Origin of the sequence: Marinobacter sp. M3C (assembly GCF_023311895.1) — a bacterium.
Lineage (GTDB): Bacteria > Pseudomonadota > Gammaproteobacteria > Pseudomonadales > Oleiphilaceae > Marinobacter.
This window is the reverse complement of sequence record NZ_CP092284.1, coordinates 1,802,932-1,821,350: the sequence shown is the minus strand read 5'-3', so window position 1 is coordinate 1,821,350 and position 18,419 is coordinate 1,802,932. Positions and strand designations below refer to the sequence as shown.

At 54.4% G+C, this 18,419-nt stretch carries 10 protein-coding genes, 2 tRNA genes and 2 rRNA genes; 12 read left to right on the top strand and 2 right to left on the bottom strand.

The annotated features are described in order from the left end of the window. Window positions 1–47 precede the first annotated feature (47 nt). Window positions 48–1,712, top strand: a complete 1,665-nt coding sequence (locus tag MIH18_RS08425) for an NAD+ synthase (protein WP_249007686.1) — start codon at window positions 48–50, stop codon at window positions 1,710–1,712. 53 nt (window positions 1,713–1,765) lie between these two features. Here MIH18_RS08425 and MIH18_RS08420 read toward each other — a convergent pair whose 3' ends face one another. Further along, a complete protein-coding gene (locus MIH18_RS08420) occupies window positions 1,766–2,599 on the bottom strand; it encodes an outer membrane protein assembly factor BamD (RefSeq protein WP_249014300.1) in 834 nt (277 codons plus the stop codon). 145 nt (window positions 2,600–2,744) lie between these two features. On the opposite strand from MIH18_RS08420, the gene rluD reads away from it, so the two are divergent. The 3 genes from rluD (at window position 2,745) to clpB (ending at window position 7,208) form a co-directional block, all read left to right on the top strand. Beyond that, window positions 2,745–3,722: a 23S rRNA pseudouridine(1911/1915/1917) synthase RluD gene (gene rluD, locus MIH18_RS08415; RefSeq protein WP_249014299.1), complete on the top strand. Its 978-nt coding sequence runs from the start codon at window positions 2,745–2,747 to the stop codon at window positions 3,720–3,722. After that, a complete protein-coding gene (pgeF, locus tag MIH18_RS08410; RefSeq protein ID WP_249014298.1) occupies window positions 3,712–4,467 on the top strand; it encodes a peptidoglycan editing factor PgeF in 756 nt (251 codons plus the stop codon). Before rluD ends, pgeF begins: the two co-directional genes overlap by 11 nt. 164 nt (window positions 4,468–4,631) lie before the next feature. After that, window positions 4,632–7,208, top strand: coding sequence for an ATP-dependent chaperone ClpB (gene clpB, locus MIH18_RS08405; protein ID WP_249014297.1), 2,577 nt, complete (start codon window positions 4,632–4,634; stop codon window positions 7,206–7,208). 83 nt (window positions 7,209–7,291) lie between these two features. Here the strand turns inward: clpB and MIH18_RS08400 are convergent, their stop codons facing one another. Beyond that, a complete protein-coding gene (locus MIH18_RS08400) occupies window positions 7,292–7,753 on the bottom strand; it encodes a DUF4124 domain-containing protein (RefSeq protein ID WP_249014296.1) in 462 nt (153 codons plus the stop codon). Between the two features lie 478 nt (window positions 7,754–8,231). Here MIH18_RS08400 and MIH18_RS08395 point away from each other — a divergent pair, with 478 nt between their 5' ends. The 8 genes from MIH18_RS08395 to MIH18_RS08360 all read left to right on the top strand — a co-directional run bounded on the left by MIH18_RS08395 (window position 8,232) and on the right by MIH18_RS08360 (window position 18,377). Next, entirely contained in the window at window positions 8,232–9,950 is a 1,719-nt protein-coding gene (locus MIH18_RS08395) for an acetolactate synthase 3 large subunit (protein ID WP_249014295.1), read from the top strand. A gap of 2 nt (window positions 9,951–9,952) precedes the next feature. Continuing rightward, on the top strand, window positions 9,953–10,444 hold the full coding sequence (ilvN, locus tag MIH18_RS08390) for an acetolactate synthase small subunit (RefSeq protein WP_007350353.1): 492 nt from the start codon (window positions 9,953–9,955) through the stop codon (window positions 10,442–10,444). An 88-nt stretch (window positions 10,445–10,532) separates the two neighbouring features. Then, window positions 10,533–11,549: a ketol-acid reductoisomerase gene (gene ilvC, locus MIH18_RS08385; protein ID WP_249007694.1), complete on the top strand. Its 1,017-nt coding sequence runs from the start codon at window positions 10,533–10,535 to the stop codon at window positions 11,547–11,549. An 89-nt stretch (window positions 11,550–11,638) separates the two neighbouring features. Further along, a complete protein-coding gene (gene pssA, locus MIH18_RS08380; protein ID WP_249007695.1) occupies window positions 11,639–12,487 on the top strand; it encodes a CDP-diacylglycerol--serine O-phosphatidyltransferase in 849 nt (282 codons plus the stop codon). 582 nt (window positions 12,488–13,069) lie between these two features. Next, window positions 13,070–14,620, top strand: a 16S ribosomal RNA gene (locus MIH18_RS08375). A gap of 227 nt (window positions 14,621–14,847) precedes the next feature. After that, window positions 14,848–14,924: transfer RNA gene (locus MIH18_RS08370), tRNA-Ile, on the top strand. Window positions 14,925–15,052: 128 nt separating this feature from the next. Beyond that, window positions 15,053–15,128: transfer RNA gene (locus MIH18_RS08365), tRNA-Ala, on the top strand. Window positions 15,129–15,484: 356 nt separating this feature from the next. Next, a 23S ribosomal RNA gene (locus tag MIH18_RS08360) occupies window positions 15,485–18,377 on the top strand. Together the 16S and 23S rRNA genes with 2 tRNA genes alongside form the textbook arrangement of a ribosomal RNA operon. Window positions 18,378–18,419: the final 42 nt, after the last annotated feature.

The window sequence follows — 18,419 nt, the reverse complement described above, 5'->3', positions numbered from 1 at the left end:
GCGTTTATAATAGCCCTTTTTAAGGCATCAGTAACAGGAGCCGACCTATGTCGTTAACAGCGGATCAGCCCCGATCCCCACAAACACCGGGCCCTTTGCGCGTGGTGATGGTTCAACAGGATTTTTTGGTCGGTGACATACCCGGCAACGCCCAACGGATTATTGCAGCGGTAAGGCAGGCCGATGACCATCACCAGGCTGACATTGTGGTATTCCCCGAGTTGGCGCTAACAGGCTATCCGCCGGAGGATTTGCTGCTTCGGCCAAGCCTGGACATCCGCGTACAAGCGGCAATCGATGAAATCTGCGGCGCAGGGTTGGCGCCGGTTGTGGTGTTTGGTGCGCCGGTGCGTGAAAACGGCAAACTCTATAATGCTGCGCTGGTGATGGAAAATGGCAAGATTGGCCATCGTTATTTCAAACAGTGCCCGCCCAACTACCAGGTTTTTGATGAGAAACGCTATTTCGCCAGTGGGTTTGAACCATTGGTGGTCAGTTTGCGGGGCGTCGATGTCGGCATTACGGTGTGTGAAGACTTGTGGGCCGAGGGTCCGGTTGAGACGGCCGCCGCAGCCGGCGCAAAACTGGTACTGAATTTGAACGCGTCGCCTTACTCCCAAGGCAAACAGCTGCGGCGTAAAGCATTGGTTCAACGCAAAGCAAAAGCCGCTGGCGTTGCCATTGTGTACGTCAACCTGGTTGGCGCTCAGGACGAGCTGGTGTTTGATGGTGGCTCGCTGGTAGCCGACGGCAAAGGCGAGATTGCCGCAGAAGCGCCGCAATTTGAACAGGGCCTGTTCGTTGTAGACTTTGAGTGTGGAGAAACCTGCCAGCCGGTTACTCAACCATTACCACAGCCGCTGCCCGCAGGTGCGGCGGTTTATCAAGCGTTGGTGATGGGTGTTCGGGATTATGTGGGGAAAAATGGCTTTAAGTCTGTGGTACTGGGTTTGTCAGGAGGTATCGATTCTGCGCTGACGTTGGCCATAGCGGTAGACGCGCTGGGCAAGGAGCAGGTGCGTGCGGTGATGATGCCGTTTCGCTATACTGCGGATATCAGCCTGCAAGACGCAGAGGCCCAAGCCAGCACGATGGGCGTGCACTACGATGTGTTCTCAATCGAGCCCATGTACGATGCTTTTATGGCAACCTTGGCCGAGCCCTTTATCGGCACCACTGTGGACACCACAGAGCAGAATCTTCAGGCTCGCCTGCGGGGTGTTTTGCTGATGTCGCTGTCGAACAAATTCGGCTCTTTGGTGCTGACTACGGGCAACAAAAGCGAGATGGCGGTCGGCTACTCGACTCTTTATGGCGATATGGCTGGCGGCTTTGATGTGCTCAAAGATGTTGCCAAAACCCAGGTGGTCGAGCTGTCGCGTTACCGCAATACGGTGGCGCCGGTTATACCCGAGCGGGTGATTACGCGGCCGCCGTCGGCTGAGCTGGCGCCAGACCAGAAAGATGAAGACAACCTGCCGGGTTATGACGTTCTGGACGCGATTCTGCAACGCTATGTCGAACAGGATGAAAGCGCCGAGGTGATTATCGCTGCAGGCTTTGACCGCGCGGATGTAGAACGGGTGATTCGCCTGGTGGATATCAATGAATACAAGCGCCGGCAGGCGCCAATCGGTGTGCGGGTTTCAGAGCGGGGCTTCGGTAAAGACCGCCGTTATCCCATTACCAACGGCTGGAAAAGCGGGGTATGAAAGAACGGGGGCCGTTAATGGCCCCCCGGTTCAGCAGCTTGCGAACAGCGACGTTATTCGTCGCCCATCAAGCCAAAGGTGATCACGTTGGCAAGGGAGCGGTTCTGCTTGCGCAGAATATCGGGCTCAAATTCCCCGCTCTGGTTAAACGCTTTGCTGTCCGGGAAGTTTGTCCGCAGCAGCGCAACGGCGTCTTGGCTGCCTTTTTTTATGTCCATAAAGCGAAATGTTTCCGCCAGAATAATGATGGCTTCTTCCACCACCGGTGAGCTGGGGTAATTCTCCACCACATAGCGGGCGCGGTTATTGGCTGCAATGTAGGCTTCCCGCGTGATGTAATAGCGGGCCGCGTGAAGTTCCAGCTCGGCCATACGGTTGCGCACCGCAATCATCCGCTGGCGGGCATCGGCGGCGTACAGGCTGTCGGGGTAGCGGTTGAGCAACTCGGAAAAGTCGCGGAACGCCTGCAACTGTTCGCCTGGGGCACGGGCGTTGGCTTCTATCGGGAAGTAGCGCGCGGCCAGTCCAATGTCCAGGTTGTAAGAGGCCAGACCACGCATATACAGAGCGTAGTCGCCGTGTTCGCTTTGCGGATTCAGTCGCAGAAAGCGATCCGCCGCGGCGCGGGCGCCTTCCAGATCAAGATTTTGGTAGCGTGCAAAAATCAGGTCAAGCTGGGCTTGCTCGGCGTAGCGGCCAAACGGATAGTAGGTTTCCAGAGCATCCAGATTGGTTTCCGCTTCGTTGAAATTGCCCGAATTCATGGCGCTGCGGGCGTTCTCGTAATAGGTTTGCTCGGGTAATACCTGCTCTTGCTTATTTGTGGCGCAGGCGCTGAGTAGCACAACCACTACGGACACTACCCATAAACGGACAACTGATCTCATGCCGGAATCCCGTATAATGTCGAAAAGTTCAAAGAGCCGCCATTGTAACGGGGAAGGCACTGGATGTGCAGTAGAAGCACAACAGAAGCCCGGCTGTTTGTCGTAATATAAGCCAAACGTAACACAACCAGGCCCTGGGGGCTTAATGTCAGCTGAAAACCGAATTATCGCCAGTTTTGTAATACCACCCAAACTGAGCGACAAACGCCTGGACCAGGCCGCCGCAGAGCTAATGCCCGAGCACTCGCGCTCGCGCCTGCAATCCTGGGTAAAAAGCGGCGCCCTGACTGTGAACGGCGGTCAGTGCAGACCCCGCGATAAAGTGATGCTGGGTGACAAGATCGAGTTAGACGCCGAACCGGAAGCGCAGGTGACCTGGCAGGCAGAAGCCATCACCCTGGATGTTGTTTATGAAGACGAGCACATACTGATCATCAACAAGCCAGCCGGTTTGGTGGTGCACCCGGCGGCTGGCCATGCCGACGGTACCCTGGTGAACGCGATACTGAATATAGCTCCAGAAGTAGAAAACTTGCCACGGGCTGGCATTGTGCACCGCCTGGATAAAGACACCTCCGGCGTTATGGTGGTGGCTCGTAGCCTGATTGCCCACACCTCGCTGGTAAACCAGCTGCAAACCCGCACCATGGGCCGTGAATACGAAGCTGTTGTGGTAGGCACCCTGACCGGCGGCGCGACTGTGGATGCCCCAATCGGGCGCCACCCTACCGAACGCAAAAGGATGGCGGTGGTGAAGTCCGGCAAGCCGGCCGTTACGCATTACCGCGTGATTGAGCGTTTTGCGGCCCACACTCATGTGCGCTGTAAACTGGAAAGCGGACGTACCCACCAGATTCGTGTGCACCTGACCCACGTAAAGCACCCGTTGGTGGGCGACCCTGTCTACGGCGGGCGCCTGCGTTTGCCTAAAGGCACCACCGAAGAATTGCGCGAAGTGTTGTCTGGCTTCCACCGCCAGGCTCTGCACGCACGTCAGCTGACTCTGGAGCACCCGCAAACTGGCGAAACAATGAGTTGGGATGTGCCCTTGCCAGAGGATTTTCAGTTGCTGCTGGCAGCGCTGCGCAAGCACGTAAAAGATATGGAAAGCGATGAATTCTGATCTGCAGTTAATAGCGCCTGTCTGGTCAGCTCCGGCCAGCGTGCAAGCGTTTAGCAGCACCCGCCAGGGCGGCGTTAGCGCGGCGCCTTGGGATCAACTGAATGTGGGCGGTCACGTTAACGACCGCCCTCAGCACGTAGCCACGAACCGTCAACGATTGGCGGATCATCTTGGCTTGTCGGCGCAACGTTTCGCCTGGTTAAATCAGGTGCACGGAACCGTTGTTGTCGAAGTAACGGCCCAGAACCTAAGCCAACTTCCGCCCGCCGACGCCAGTTACACCCGCGAACCCGGCGTGGTATGCGCCATTCTTACCGCCGACTGTCTGCCGGTCATACTCTGCAACCGCCAAGGAACGATAGTCGGTGCTGCCCACGCCGGCTGGCGGAGCCTGTGCGGTGGCGTGTTAGAAAACTTGATCGCAGCAATGGCCGAACCCGCCGAAAATCTGATGGCCTGGCTCGGCCCCGCCATCGGCGCCGACCAGTTCGAAGTAGGGCCAGAAGTACGCCAGGCGTTTATTAACCACAGCCCGCAAGCATCCAGCGCGTTCGCAAGCCAGGGCGCACGCCCCGGCCACTATATGGCCGACATTTACCGACTGGCAAAGCAGCGTCTGCAACAAGCGGGCGTTAGCTCGATAGATGGTGGCGGCCTGTGCACCGTTAGCGACACCCAGCGCTTCTATTCCTACCGCCGCGACGGCCAAACCGGTCGGATGGCTACCCTGATAGCTTTTCATTAAAGCATCAGCTGTTTTAAATGCTAGTCGTAACTGATCCCCGTCAATTTTCTGACACTCCAATCGGTTACTAACTTGAAGTCTGCCTATTAGCCCCTACATTAAGTAACAAAGCAGATTCAATAGGCCGATACCGGCCCATCGCACAAAGAACCGGAGAGCCCCTCATGAGAATCGACAAGCTAACCAGCCGCCTGCAAAGCGCTCTGGCCGATGCCCAATCCCTCGCTGTTGGCAAAGACCACAATTTTATAGAGCCATTGCACTTGATGCAGGCCTTGTTAGACCAAGATGCCAGTTCCATTAAACCGCTGCTGAAACAGGCTGGTGGCGAGCCCACTCGCATCCGCCAAGCGGTCATTAAAGAAATCGAGAGCCTGCCCGAAGTGAAAGGCAGCGCCGGCGACGTTGCCATGTCCAACGACATGGGCCGCCTATTTAACATCGCCGACAAACTTGCGCAAAAGCGTAAAGACCAGTTTGTCTCTAGCGAACTGATGTTGCTGGCGGCGCTGGAAGATCGCGGTGGCTTGGGGCGGGTGCTGCGTGAACAAGGCGTAGACAAGGTTGCGCTGGGAAAAGCCATCGAAAACGCTCGCGGTGGCGAATCCGTTGACGACGCCGGCGCTGAAGAAAATCGCCAGGCATTGGATAAATACACCATCGACCTGACCGAAATGGCCGAGTCTGGCAAGCTTGACCCGGTGATTGGCCGTGACGACGAGATCCGCCGCACCATTCAGGTACTGCAGCGCCGTCGCAAGAACAATCCGGTATTGATTGGTGATCCTGGCGTGGGTAAAACCGCCATTGTGGAAGGCCTTGCCCAGCGTATTGTGAATGGCGAAGTACCCGAGGGCCTGAAAAACAAGCGCGTATTGTCTTTGGATATGGGTTCGTTGATTGCCGGTGCCAAATTTCGCGGTGAGTTCGAAGAACGCCTGAAAGCTGTGTTGAAAGAACTGACAAAACAGGAAGGTCAGATTATCCTGTTTATTGACGAAATCCACACCATGGTGGGTGCCGGTAAGGCCGAAGGTTCGATGGATGCCGGCAATATGTTGAAACCGGCGCTGGCCCGCGGTGAACTTCACTGCGTGGGCGCGACCACTCTGGATGAGTACCGGGAACACATTGAAAAAGACGCTGCCCTTGAGCGCCGGTTTCAAAAGATTCTGGTAGACGAACCCAGTGAGGAAGACACCATTGCGATACTGCGTGGCCTGAAAGAACGCTACGAAGTTCACCACGGTGTTGAAATAACCGACAGTGCCATTATCGCCGCCGCCAAACTGTCGAGTCGTTACATTGCCGACCGTAAACTGCCGGACAAAGCCATTGATCTGGTGGACGAGGCTGGAAGCCAGATTCGTATGGAAATGGACTCCAAGCCTGAACCGCTGGACCGCCTGGAACGCCGCCTGATTCAGCTGAAAATCGAGCGCGAAGCGCTGAAAAAAGAGACTGACCCGGCATCGAAGAAACGCCTGGAAGAACTCTCCAGCGTGATTGACGGGCTGGAACGCGAATACGCCGATTTGGAAGAAGTTTGGAACGCCGAAAAGGCCGCTTTACACGGCTCGCAGAAGATCAAAAGCGAGCTTGAACAAGCGCGAACCGAATTGGAGAGTGCCCGGCGGACCAGTGACCTTGGCCGAATGTCCGAATTGCAGTATGGCCGCATTCCTGAGCTTGAGCGCCAGCTGGATATGGCAAGCCAAGCCGAGATGATGGAAATGACCCTGCTGCGCAACCGGGTGACCGAGGAAGAAATTGCTGAAATCGTCTCAAAGTGGACCGGCATTCCGGTGTCGAAAATGCTTGAGGGCGAGCGCGACAAATTGATGCGGATGGAAGAGGCCCTGCACAAGCGGGTAATCGGACAAAACGAGGCGGTAGAAGCGGTGGCTAACGCCGTGCGTCGTTCCCGTGCCGGGCTGTCGGACCCCAATCGTCCTAACGGCTCCTTCTTATTCCTCGGCCCCACCGGTGTAGGCAAAACCGAATTGTGCAAGGCGCTGGCATCCTTCCTGTTTGATACCGACGACGCCATGGTGCGCATAGACATGTCGGAGTTTATGGAGAAGCATTCCGTCGCGAGGTTGATCGGTGCGCCCCCGGGCTATGTGGGTTATGAAGAGGGCGGTTATCTGACCGAAGCTGTGCGCCGGCGCCCTTATTCCGTGCTTTTGCTGGACGAAGTAGAGAAAGCGCACCCGGATGTGTTCAACATTCTGCTGCAGGTTCTTGACGATGGACGTCTGACCGACGGCCAAGGCCGCACCGTCGATTTTCGCAACACCGTTATAGTGATGACGTCTAACCTGGGCTCTGGAATCATCCAGCGGCATGCTGGCGAAGAAAACTACGACGCTATGAAAGCCCTGGTGATGGACGAAGTCGGCACTCATTTTCGCCCCGAGTTTATCAACCGGGTAGACGAAGTGGTGGTGTTTCATCCCCTGGCAGCGAACCAGATCCGCGGCATCGCCAAAGTGCAGATCGAGCTTCTCGACAAGCGCTTGCAGCAGCAGGACATTGCTCTGGAACTGGACGAAAGCGCGATGGAGTTGCTTGCCAATGTCGGTTACGACCCGGTTTACGGCGCAAGGCCGCTGAAGCGGGCGATTCAGCGGATGATCGAAAACCCCTTGGCGCAACAGTTGCTGCAAGGCAACTTTGGCCCCGGAGATACCATTCGCACCCGTGTTGAAGAGGGCGCGCTGGTGTTCAGCAAGGCCTGACAGGCCCCGAATATGTGATGGTCGGGCTGTAGTGAATTGAGTGGGCATTGAATGTGCCCTGAACCCGCCCGTAACGGGTGGGTTCAGGGTGCTTTTTCAGCACCGCAGTTTTGTTCAACGATGTCTTCGTACGTCTGTTTTTGCTGCGAGACCTCGTCTGGGGTCAGGAATCGTTGCTCGCCATCCTCGGTGATTCGGATACGGGCGTTGTTGCTGATTATCTCAAGATTTTGTTGCGCCGCGTCGCAGTTTGTTTTGCGTTGTGCCTGGCGGGTAGCCGCAGCATCGATTTCGCTAGATTCTTCGCTGGCAGCTTGCTGGCGTTTTTCCATCTCTTTCAGCTGTTGCTGGGCCGATGAGTGGGTGTTCGCAGAACTGGGCTGGCCGGACCTTACCCGAATCTGTTCAGCCTGAGTGCCCGTGGGCTGGCGATCGCCAAAGTGAGTTACGCCGTCTGCGTCGGTCCACTTGTACACCGTTGCTGCGTTTACCATGGCTGGTGCCATTGCCAGAATCAGAACCATCGTTTTCAGTTGCATCTTCATCGTTTATCGTCCGCTGTAGTTAACCTGTCGCAGGAAACCGGTGAATGGCCAATTATGCTTTAGTCATAGCGTATTGAGACAATCATGCCAGCTCATTTGGTTTTTTTCTTTTGCCTGGTTCAAATAAGTAACAGTCTATTTAGCCAAAGCGGCTATTGACAGGGAGTTTCCCGCTGTCAGAATTACTGATTGCCTGAAGGCGGGAGGGGATGTAGCCGGCAATCCCGTTCATATTTCCCCCGTTTATTACCGCGCCTGACACACCGCCCATCGTTGCGGTTTTGGTTGTTGCTTACGTGCAATCTGTTGACTGGCTGTTCTCCGCAACCCTCAGGAGGGCGGCTGGCCGGGAGACAACCTTTGTTTATTGGGGCGTGATGGAGTATCGGTTCAGCTTTCACAAAAAGTCACACAACCGTATATCCAGGTAGCCGGGGTGGTACCCCGATTAACTCATTTGCAGAAGAGGGTCGAAAACGTGGAGTTATTGTCTGGCGCCGATATGCTCATCCGGTCGTTACAGGATGAAGGCATAGAGAACATTTATGGCTATCCGGGTGGAGCAGCCCTGCATATATACGATGCTCTGTTCAGGCAGGATGCCGTCAAGCACATTCTGGTCAGGCACGAACAGGCGGCTGTGCACATGGCTGATGGCTATGCTCGTGCTACTGGCAAAGCGGGTACAGTACTGGTTACCTCGGGGCCCGGTGCGACAAACACCATCACCGGTATTGCGACTGCTTTTATGGACTCCATTCCGATGGTGGTTTTGTGTGGGCAGGTAGCATCAACGCTGATTGGCGAAGATGCCTTCCAGGAAACCGACATGATCGGTGTTTCCCGCCCGGTGGTGAAGCACAACCTCAGCGTGCGCCATCCGTCCGAAATTCCGGAAATTATTCGCAAGGCCTACTACATTGCGACAACCGGCCGACCTGGCCCGGTGGTTGTGGACATTCCAAAGGACATGACCGCGCCTAACGATCGCTACGAGTATGTGTTTCCGAAAAAACCGAAATTGCGGTCTTATAATCCCGCCATTCGTGGCCACGCCGGCCAGATCAAAAAAGCAGTGGACATGCTGCTGGCGGCCAAGCGACCGATTGTTTACGCCGGCGGTGGTGTCGTTCTGGGCAAGGCTTCTGGCCAACTGACTGAAATGGTGCGCGGCCTGGGTTATCCCATCACGAATACCTTGATGGGTATCGGTTGTTATCCGGCGAGCGACAAGCAGCACATTGGTTGGTTGGGCATGCACGGCACCTACGAAGCCAACATGGTTATGCATCACGCGGACCTGATTCTGGCTATCGGTGCGCGCTTTGACGACCGCGTTACCAACGCGACCGAGAAGTTCTGCCCTGGCGCCCGCATTATCCACATTGACATCGATCCGGCGTCGATTTCCAAAACCATCAGCGCCGATGTGCCCATTGTTGGGCCGGTGGATGCTGTGCTGAAAGAAATGCAGTCGCTGATCAAGGAAAGCAAGGTCAGGCCCGATGCCGATGCGCTGGCATCCTGGTGGAAGCAGATCGACGAATGGCGCGCTTTTCACGGTATGCGCTATGAAACAAGTGATGACGTTATCAAGCCGCAGGAGGTGGTGGAAATGCTGCACCGCCTGACCAATGGCGATGCCTATGTCACCACCGATGTGGGGCAGCACCAGATGTTTGCCGCTCAGTACTACAAGTTTGACAAGCCCAACCGCTGGATCAGCTCCGGTGGTCTGGGCACCATGGGCTTTGGCTTGCCGGCAGCGATGGGCATAAAGCTGAACTTCCCCGATGAAGAAGTGCTCTGTATCACCGGCGAAGGCAGTATCCAGATGAACATTCAGGAGCTGTCGACCTGCAAGCAATACAACTTGCCGGTGAAGATCATCAACCTGAATAATCAGGCTCTGGGTATGGTCAAACAGTGGCAGGATATGAATTACGGGGCTCGCCACTCGCATTCTTACATGGACTCCTTGCCGGACTTCGTCAAACTTGCGGAGGCCTATGGCCACGAGGGTATGAAGATTACGCGCAAGGAAGACCTGGAACCCATGCTCAAAAAAGCACTGGCCATGAAAGACAAGCTGGTGTTCGTGGACATTTACGTAGACCCTTCTGAGCACGTCTACCCGATGCATGTGGCCCGTGGCTCAATGAAAGATATGTGGCTCAGCAAAACGGAGAAGGTGTAATCATGCGTCGAATCATTTCTGTTTTGTTGGAAAACGAGCCGGGTGCGCTGTCGCGGGTAGTGGGTCTGTTTTCACAGCGCAACTACAACATTGAAACCCTGACGGTTGCGCCCACCGAAGACCCGACAATGTCGCGTTTGACGGTAACGACTACGGGTTCCGAGCGGGTGATTGAGCAGATTACCAAGCAGTTGAACAAGTTGATTGAAGTGATCAAGCTGGTTGACCTCACCGAGGGTGCTCATATCGAGCGTGAGCTCATGCTGGTGAAGCTGAAAGCAACGGGCTCCCAGCGCGCCGAAATCAAACGCACCGTAGACATCTTCCGTGGTCAGATCGTTGACGTCACCAGCTCGGTGTATACCGTGCAACTGGCGGGTGACAGTGCCAAGCTGGATGGCTTTATTCAGGCCATCGGTGCAACCGGTGTTCTGGAGGTAGTTCGTAGCGGTGTATCCGGTATTGCTCGCGGTGAAAAAGTGCTCAGCCTTTAAGGTTATCGGTTTTCACGGCTATTGATTTTAAAGAATTCATAACGAAGAACGCAGGCCTTCAGGGCCGCTCAAACAATAGAGGTTAGTCATGCAGGTTTATTACGATAAGGATTGCGATCTTTCGATCATTCAGGGTAAAAAAGTAGCCATTATTGGTTTTGGTTCTCAAGGGCATGCCCATGCCTGCAACCTGAAAGATTCCGGTGTCGACGTAACGGTTGGTTTGCGCGCCGGTTCGTCGTCTATTGCCAAAGCAGAAGCCTATGGTCTGAAAACGGCTGATGTACCCTCAGCCGTTGCAGCCGCCGATGTGGTGATGGTTTTGACCCCGGACGAGTTCCAGTCACAGCTTTACCGCGACGAAGTTGAGCCGAATCTGAAGCAGGGTGCCACTCTGGCCTTTGCCCATGGTTTCGCCATTCACTACAACCAGGTCGTTCCCCGTAAAGATCTGGACGTGATCATGATCGCTCCTAAGGCGCCAGGCCACACAGTACGTACCGAGTTTGTCAAAGGCGGTGGTATTCCCGACTTGATCGCTATTTACCAAGACGCATCCGGTAACGCTAAAAACCTGGCGCTGTCTTACGCCAGCGGCATAGGCGGCGGCCGTACCGGGATTATCGAAACTACGTTCAAAGACGAAACTGAAACCGATCTGTTCGGTGAACAGGCGGTTCTGTGTGGTGGTGCGGTTGAGCTGGTAAAAGCCGGTTTTGAGACCCTGACCGAAGCGGGTTATGCGCCTGAAATGGCCTATTTCGAGTGTCTGCACGAGCTCAAGCTGATTGTCGACCTGATGTACGAAGGCGGCATTGCCAACATGAACTACTCCATCTCTAACAATGCAGAGTATGGCGAGTATGTGACAGGACCGGAAATCATCAACGCGGAATCGCGTGCGGCCATGCGCAACGCATTGAAGCGCATCCAGAGCGGCGAATATGCCAAGATGTTCATCTCGGAAGGTGCTCTCAACTACCCGTCCATGACTGCTGCACGTCGTACTAACGCTGCCCATCCTATTGAGCAGACTGGCGAAAAGCTGCGCGGTATGATGCCGTGGATCTCTGCCAACAAGATCGTAGATAAAGACAAAAACTAAAAGTCCAGGCTTTTGGTTTTGTAAGACGCGGCCCGTGTGGCCGCGTTTTTCGTATATACTGCGGCCAAATACTTTCCGGAGTAATTGGAATGACTGACGAAAAGAAATCTGCCGAATCCAATCCGGCCAACAAGCCAGATGTGCGCGCTTCTGCCGGTCAAGGTTCGGAAGACGTTCACGAGCTCCCGCCGGGAGAGGTTATTGAAGAAGAGTTGATTGGAGGGGCGCCTGTTCGCCATAAAGGTATTTTTCTGCTGCCTAATGCGCTCACTACAGCCTCTTTATTTTCGGGCTTTTACGCGATTGTCTCTGCTGCCAACGGTATTTTTGACAACGCAGCGATCGCCATCTTTGTGTCTATGATTCTGGATGGGCTAGATGGGCGTGTAGCGCGCATGACCAACACCCAAAGCAAATTTGGCGAAGAGTATGATTCCCTGGCCGATATGGTGGCCTTTGGTGTGGCGCCTGGGTTGGTGGCGTTCTTCTGGTCGCTGAATGGCCTGGGTAAGCTGGGTTGGGCGGTCACCTTTATCTATGTGGCCGGAACGGCTCTGCGCTTGGCTCGCTTTAACACGCAGATCGGGTCGGTCGACAAGAAGTACTTTGTAGGTTTGCCAAGCCCTGCGGCAGCAGCTGCGGTGGCAGGAATGGTCTGGTGCTTTCATGCGTTCGAGCCATCGGCCTGGTTAACGGCTCTGACGCTGTTCGTGGTTGCCGGTGCTGGCGTGTTGATGGTCAGTAACGTGCTTTACCAGAGCTTTAAAGATCTCGACATGCGGGGCCGGGTGCCATTCGCTGCGATTTTGCTGGTGGTGCTGATTTTTGTGGTGATTGCGCTAGATCCCGCCACGGTTTTGTTCTCTGCATTTTTGGTATACGCGATGACAGGGCCAGTGCGGGCCTTATTTCGTAAAAAACCCCGTCGCCCAGCGTAATGTGGGGTGTAAGTAAGTTGCGGGTAGAGTACAAAGAAGGGGCTTCGGCCCCTTTTCTGATTGTGTGGGGGTTGCGGTTTTGGAGTGAAGTAAGGGCAAACCGAGATATAGGGAATCTTTTTCACTTTCCCCGTTGACCTGTTCCGAGAAGTCTGTAGAATGCGCATCTCGCTTGAGGGACAGCCCAGAATAGAGGGGCAGGAATTGAGCGGAAACTGTTGGGTAAGGCGTTGAAAAGTTTAGGGAATGTGATTTAAACTTTGAACGCGAAAACGGTTGACACGGTTCGGATACGCTGTAGAATGCGCCTCTCGAATCAAGCAGTACCAGCCGGTTAGGTTGGGGGGTTTGGAAGGAAATGCTTCTAACGCTTCTCGAAATAAACGGTTGACAGGGCAGCGAAACGATGTATAATTCGCCTCCTGATTGAGCCACGGCTCAAACGCTCTTTAAAAAATTAACCAAGTAATTCGTGTGGGCGCTGACTGGAGTATTTCGGTAAGAAATACCAAGTCAACGACTCGTCAAGAATTGAGTTTTTGTACTTGAGCAGATTTAAGATCTTCGGATCTTGTATGATTTAAACTGAAGAGTTTGATCATGGCTCAGATTGAACGCTGGCGGCAGGCTTAACACATGCAAGTCGAGCGGAAACGATGGTAGCTTGCTACCAGGCGTCGAGCGGCGGACGGGTGAGTAATGCTTAGGAATCTGCCTAGTAGTGGGGGATAGCCCGGGGAAACTCGGATTAATACCGCATACGCCCTACGGGGGAAAGCAGGGGATCCGCTCTTCGGAGAGGACCTTGCGCTATTAGATGAGCCTAAGTCGGATTAGCTTGTTGGTGGGGTAATGGCCTACCAAGGCAACGATCCGTAGCTGGTCTGAGAGGATGATCAGCCACATCGGGACTGAGACACGGCCCGAACTCCTACGGGAGGCAGCAGTGGGGAATATTGGACAATGGGCGCAAGCCTGATCCAGCCATGCCGCGTGTGTGAAGAAGGCTTTCGGGTTGTAAAGCACTTTCAGCGAGGAGGAAGGCCTTAAGATTAATACTCTTGAGGATTGACGTCACTCGCAGAAGAAGCACCGGCTAACTCCGTGCCAGCAGCCGCGGTAATACGGAGGGTGCAAGCGTTAATCGGAATTACTGGGCGTAAAGCGCGCGTAGGTGGTTATGTAAGCGAGATGTGAAAGCCCCGGGCTCAACCTGGGAACGGCACTTCGAACTGCATGGCTAGAGTGTGGTAGAGGGTAGTGGAATTTCCTGTGTAGCGGTGAAATGCGTAGATATAGGAAGGAACACCAGTGGCGAAGGCGGCTACCTGGACCAACACTGACACTGAGGTGCGAAAGCGTGGGGAGCAAACAGGATTAGATACCCTGGTAGTCCACGCCGTAAACGATGTCAACTAGCCGTTGGGGATCTTGAATCCTTAGTGGCGCAGCTAACGCACTAAGTTGACCGCCTGGGGAGTACGGCCGCAAGGTTAAAACTCAAATGAATTGACGGGGGCCCGCACAAGCGGTGGAGCATGTGGTTTAATTCGACGCAACGCGAAGAACCTTACCTGGCCTTGACATGCAGAGAACGTTCCAGAGATGGATCGGTGCCTTCGGGAACTCTGACACAGGTGCTGCATGGCCGTCGTCAGCTCGTGTCGTGAGATGTTGGGTTAAGTCCCGTAACGAGCGCAACCCCTATCCCTAGTTGCTAGCAGGTAATGCTGAGAACTCTAGGGAGACTGCCGGTGACAAACCGGAGGAAGGTGGGGATGACGTCAGGTCATCATGGCCCTTACGGCCAGGGCTACACACGTGCTACAATGGCGCGCACAGAGGGCTGCAAACCCGCGAGGGGGAGCCAATCTCACAAAACGCGTCGTAGTCCGGATCGGAGTCTGCAACTCGACTCCGTGAAGTCGGAATCGCTAGTAATCGTGAATCAGAATGTCACGGTGAATACGTTCCCGGGCCTTGTACACACCGCCCGTCACACCATGGGAGTGGATTGCACCAGAAGTAGTTAGTCTAACCTTCGGGAGGACGATTACCACGGTGTGGTTCATGACTGGGGTGAAGTCGTAACAAGGTAGCCCTAGGGGAACCTGGGGCTGGATCACCTCCTTAAACGATGCCGAACGCTTCGGTCAGAGTCCACACGAATTACTTGGTTGATTGATTAAAGAGAGCAAAGGGTCTTTCAGGCCCGACGGTTTTAACCCTCAGGGGTTTGGCGCCGGATTCGAATCGATTGGCAAGGCGCAAGCTGAGCGAAGGCGGAAGCGTACTGTAGTACGTGACCAACTGAACGAGGATTGCAACGCAGACCAGGCGCTTCGAAGACAAGCAAAACCGGGTCTGTAGCTCAGTTGGTTAGAGCGCACCCCTGATAAGGGTGAGGTCGGTGGTTCAACTCCACCCAGACCCACCAAAATTGTGTTACCCGTCGTTATCGCCGGACTTACGTGCTACTCGCACGCCACGCCCGACGATGCCTAGGTTAACCCAATTTTCCGAGTAAGCCTCAGCTGATGAGGTTCATCGGAATAGCACCAAAATGGGGCTATAGCTCAGCTGGGAGAGCGCCTGCCTTGCACGCAGGAGGTCAGCAGTTCGATCCTGCTTAGCTCCACCATTATACAGGCATGACGAGTTACTTGGTTACCCTGAATTCCCTGACTTCGGTCAGTGTACAGAAAAAAGTGTTTCAGTTTAGCGTCCGCTAAGTCTGAAGGCCTTCTTTCTGATCACTGGGTCAGATTTGCTCTTTAACAAATTGGATGAGATAGAACACGAATGCTTTCCTCTACGGTCTTTGAGGGAAGTGTTCAAGTGATAACGATTTTTTCAAGCGTTATCCGGTGTTGTCGTTGAAGTGGTTGTGTATGACTTCGAGTGACTATCTCTAATCGGTTCCACCTGGAACGTCTTGGCTTCGGCTGGGATGTCTATGTGTGGTTCCTCTTGGAGTCAGTTGTCTTGGGGTTATATAGTCAAGCAACTAAGCGCATACGGTGGATGCCTAGGCAGTCAGAGGCGATGAAAGACGTGGAAGCCTGCGATAAGGTTCGGGGAGCTGGCAAACGAGCTGTGATCCGGACATTTCTGAATGGGGAAACCCACCCGATCTAGGTCGGGTATCTTACACTGAATACATAGGTGTAAGAGGCGAACCGGGAGAACTGAAACATCTAAGTACCCCGAGGAAAAGAAATCAACCGAGATTCCCTAAGTAGCGGCGAGCGAACGGGGACTAGCCCTTAAGCTAGACAACTGGTAGGAGAAGGCTCTGGAAAGTGCCGCCATAGTGGGTGATAGCCCTGTATCCGAAACCTGAGTCTAGTGAAATCGAGTAGGACGGGGCACGAGAAACCTTGTCTGAACATGGGGGGACCATCCTCCAAGGCTAAATACTCCTGACTGACCGATAGTGAACCAGTACCGTGAGGGAAAGGCGAAAAGAACCCCTGTGAGGGGAGTGAAATAGATCCTGAAACCGTATGCGTACAAGCAGTCGGAGCAGACTTGTTCTGTGACGGCGTACCTTTTGTATAATGGGTCAGCGACTTATGTTCAGTGGCGAGGTTAACCGTTTAGGGGAGCCGTAGGGAAACCGAGTCTGAATAGGGCGAATTAGTCGCTGGGCATAGACCCGAAACCGGGCGATCTATCCATGAGCAGGTTGAAGGTTGAGTAACATCAACTGGAGGACCGAACCCACTGTCGTTGAAAAGCCAGGGGATGACTTGTGGATCGGAGTGAAAGGCTAATCAAGCCCGGAGATAGCTGGTTCTCCCCGAAAGCTATTTAGGTAGCGCCTCGGACGAATACCACAGGGGGTAGAGCACTGTTTCGGCTAGGGGGTCATCCCGACTTACCAACCCGATGCAAACTCCGAATACCTGTGAGTACTATCCGGGAGACACACGGCGGGTGCTAACGTCCGTCGTGAAGAGGGAAACAACCCAGACCGCCAGCTAAGGTCCCAAAATTCCAGTTAAGTGGGAAACGATGTGGGAAGGCTCAGACAGCTAGGAGGTTGGCTTAGAAGCAGCCATCCTTTAAAGAAAGCGTAATAGCTCACTAGTCGAGTCGGCCTGCGCGGAAGATGTAACGGGGCTCAAACTGGATACCGAAGCTGCGGCTGCATACTGTGTATGCGGGGTAGGGGAGCGTTCTGTAAGCCTGCGAAGGTGAGTTGAGAAGCTTGCTGGAGGTATCAGAAGTGCGAATGCTGACATGAGTAACGACAATGCGAGTGAAAAACTCGCACGCCGGAAGACCAAGGGTTCCTGCGCAACGCTAATCGGCGCAGGGTGAGTCGGCCCCTAAGGTGAGACCGAAAGGTGTAATCGATGGGAGACGGGTTAATATTCCCGTACCTTGAATCACTGCGATGGAGAGACGGAGAAGGCTAGGTAAGCCGGGCGACGGTCGTCCCGGTTTAAGCGTGTAGGGAGGGGACTTAGGCAAATCCGGGTCCTCAATTCTGAGACGTGATGACGACTGCCCATGTGGCGGGAAGTTATTGATGCCATGCTTCCAGGAAAATCTTCTAAGCTTCAGGTGATTTGAGACCGTACCCCAAACCGACACAGGTGGTCAGGTAGAGAATACCAAGGCGCTTGAGAGAACTCGGGTAAAGGAACTAGGCAAAATGGTGCCGTAACTTCGGGAGAAGGCACGCTGGTGGTATGTGACACCCCTCGCGGGTTGAGCAGAAGCCAGTCGAAGATACCAGGCCCCTGCGACTGTTTATTAAAAACACAGCACTGTGCAAACACGAAAGTGGACGTATACGGTGTGACGCCTGCCCGGTGCCGGAAGGTTAATTGATGGGGTTATCCTTAGGGAGAAGCTCTTGATCGAAGCCCCGGTAAACGGCGGCCGTAACTATAACGGTCCTAAGGTAGCGAAATTCCTTGTCGGGTAAGTTCCGACCTGCACGAATGGCGTAACGATGGGGGCGCTGTCTCTACCCGAGACTCAGTGAAATTGAAATCGCCGTGAAGATGCGGTGTATCCGCGGCTAGACGGAAAGACCCCGTGAACCTTTACTATAGCTTCACAGTGAACTTTGAACATGTTTGTGTAGGATAGCTGGGAGGCATTGAAGCGTGAACGCCAGTTTGCGTGGAGCCAACCTTGAAATACCAGCCTGGCATGTTTGAGGTTCTAACTCTGTCCCCTTATCGGGGATGAGGACACTGTGTGGTGGGTAGTTTGACTGGGGCGGTCTCCTCCTAAAGCGTAACGGAGGAGCACAAAGGTGGGCTAAGTACGGTCGGACATCGTACGGTTAGTGTAATGGCACAAGCCCGCTTGACTGCGAGACAGACACGTCGAGCAGGTACGAAAGTAGGTCATAGTGATCCGGTGGTTCTGTATGGAAGGGCCATCGCTCAACGGATAAAAGGTACTCCGGGGATAACAGGCTGATACCGCCCAAGAGTTCACATCGACGGCGGTGTTTGGCACCTCGATGTCGGCTCATCACATCCTGGGGCTGAAGCCGGTCCCAAGGGTATGGCTGTTCGCCATTTAAAGTGGTACGCGAGCTGGGTTTAGAACGTCGTGAGACAGTTCGGTCCCTATCTGCCGTGGACGTTGGAGATTTGAGGAAAGCTGCTCCTAGTACGAGAGGACCGGAGTGGACGAACCTCTGGTGTTCGGGTTGTCACGCCAGTGGCATTGCCCGGTAGCTATGTTCGGATAGGATAACCGCTGAAAGCATCTAAGCGGGAAGCCCCTTCCAAGATGAGATCTCCCTGGGCCCTAGAGGCCCCTGAAGAGCCGTTCAAGACCAGGACGTTGATAGGTCGGGTGTGTAAGCGCTGCGAGGCGTTGAGCTAACCGATACTAATTGCTCGTGCGGCTTGACTATATAACACCCAAGACAATTGCGGATATCGCAACGAAAAAATCG

Bases quoted from the DNA above. Each gene is read 5' to 3' on its own strand.
- MIH18_RS08425 (WP_249007686.1), top strand. From the start codon at position 48: ATGTCGTTAACAGCGGATCAGCCCCGATCCCCACAAACACCGGGCCCT.
- MIH18_RS08420 (WP_249014300.1), bottom strand. From the start codon at position 2,599: ATGAGATCAGTTGTCCGTTTATGGGTAGTGTCCGTAGTGGTTGTGCTA.
- rluD (WP_249014299.1), top strand. From the start codon at position 2,745: ATGTCAGCTGAAAACCGAATTATCGCCAGTTTTGTAATACCACCCAAA.
- pgeF (WP_249014298.1), top strand. From the start codon at position 3,712: ATGAATTCTGATCTGCAGTTAATAGCGCCTGTCTGGTCAGCTCCGGCC.
- clpB (WP_249014297.1), top strand. From the start codon at position 4,632: ATGAGAATCGACAAGCTAACCAGCCGCCTGCAAAGCGCTCTGGCCGAT.
- MIH18_RS08400 (WP_249014296.1), bottom strand. From the start codon at position 7,753: ATGAAGATGCAACTGAAAACGATGGTTCTGATTCTGGCAATGGCACCA.
- ilvN (WP_007350353.1), top strand. From the start codon at position 9,953: ATGCGTCGAATCATTTCTGTTTTGTTGGAAAACGAGCCGGGTGCGCTG.
- ilvC (WP_249007694.1), top strand. From the start codon at position 10,533: ATGCAGGTTTATTACGATAAGGATTGCGATCTTTCGATCATTCAGGGT.
- pssA (WP_249007695.1), top strand. From the start codon at position 11,639: ATGACTGACGAAAAGAAATCTGCCGAATCCAATCCGGCCAACAAGCCA.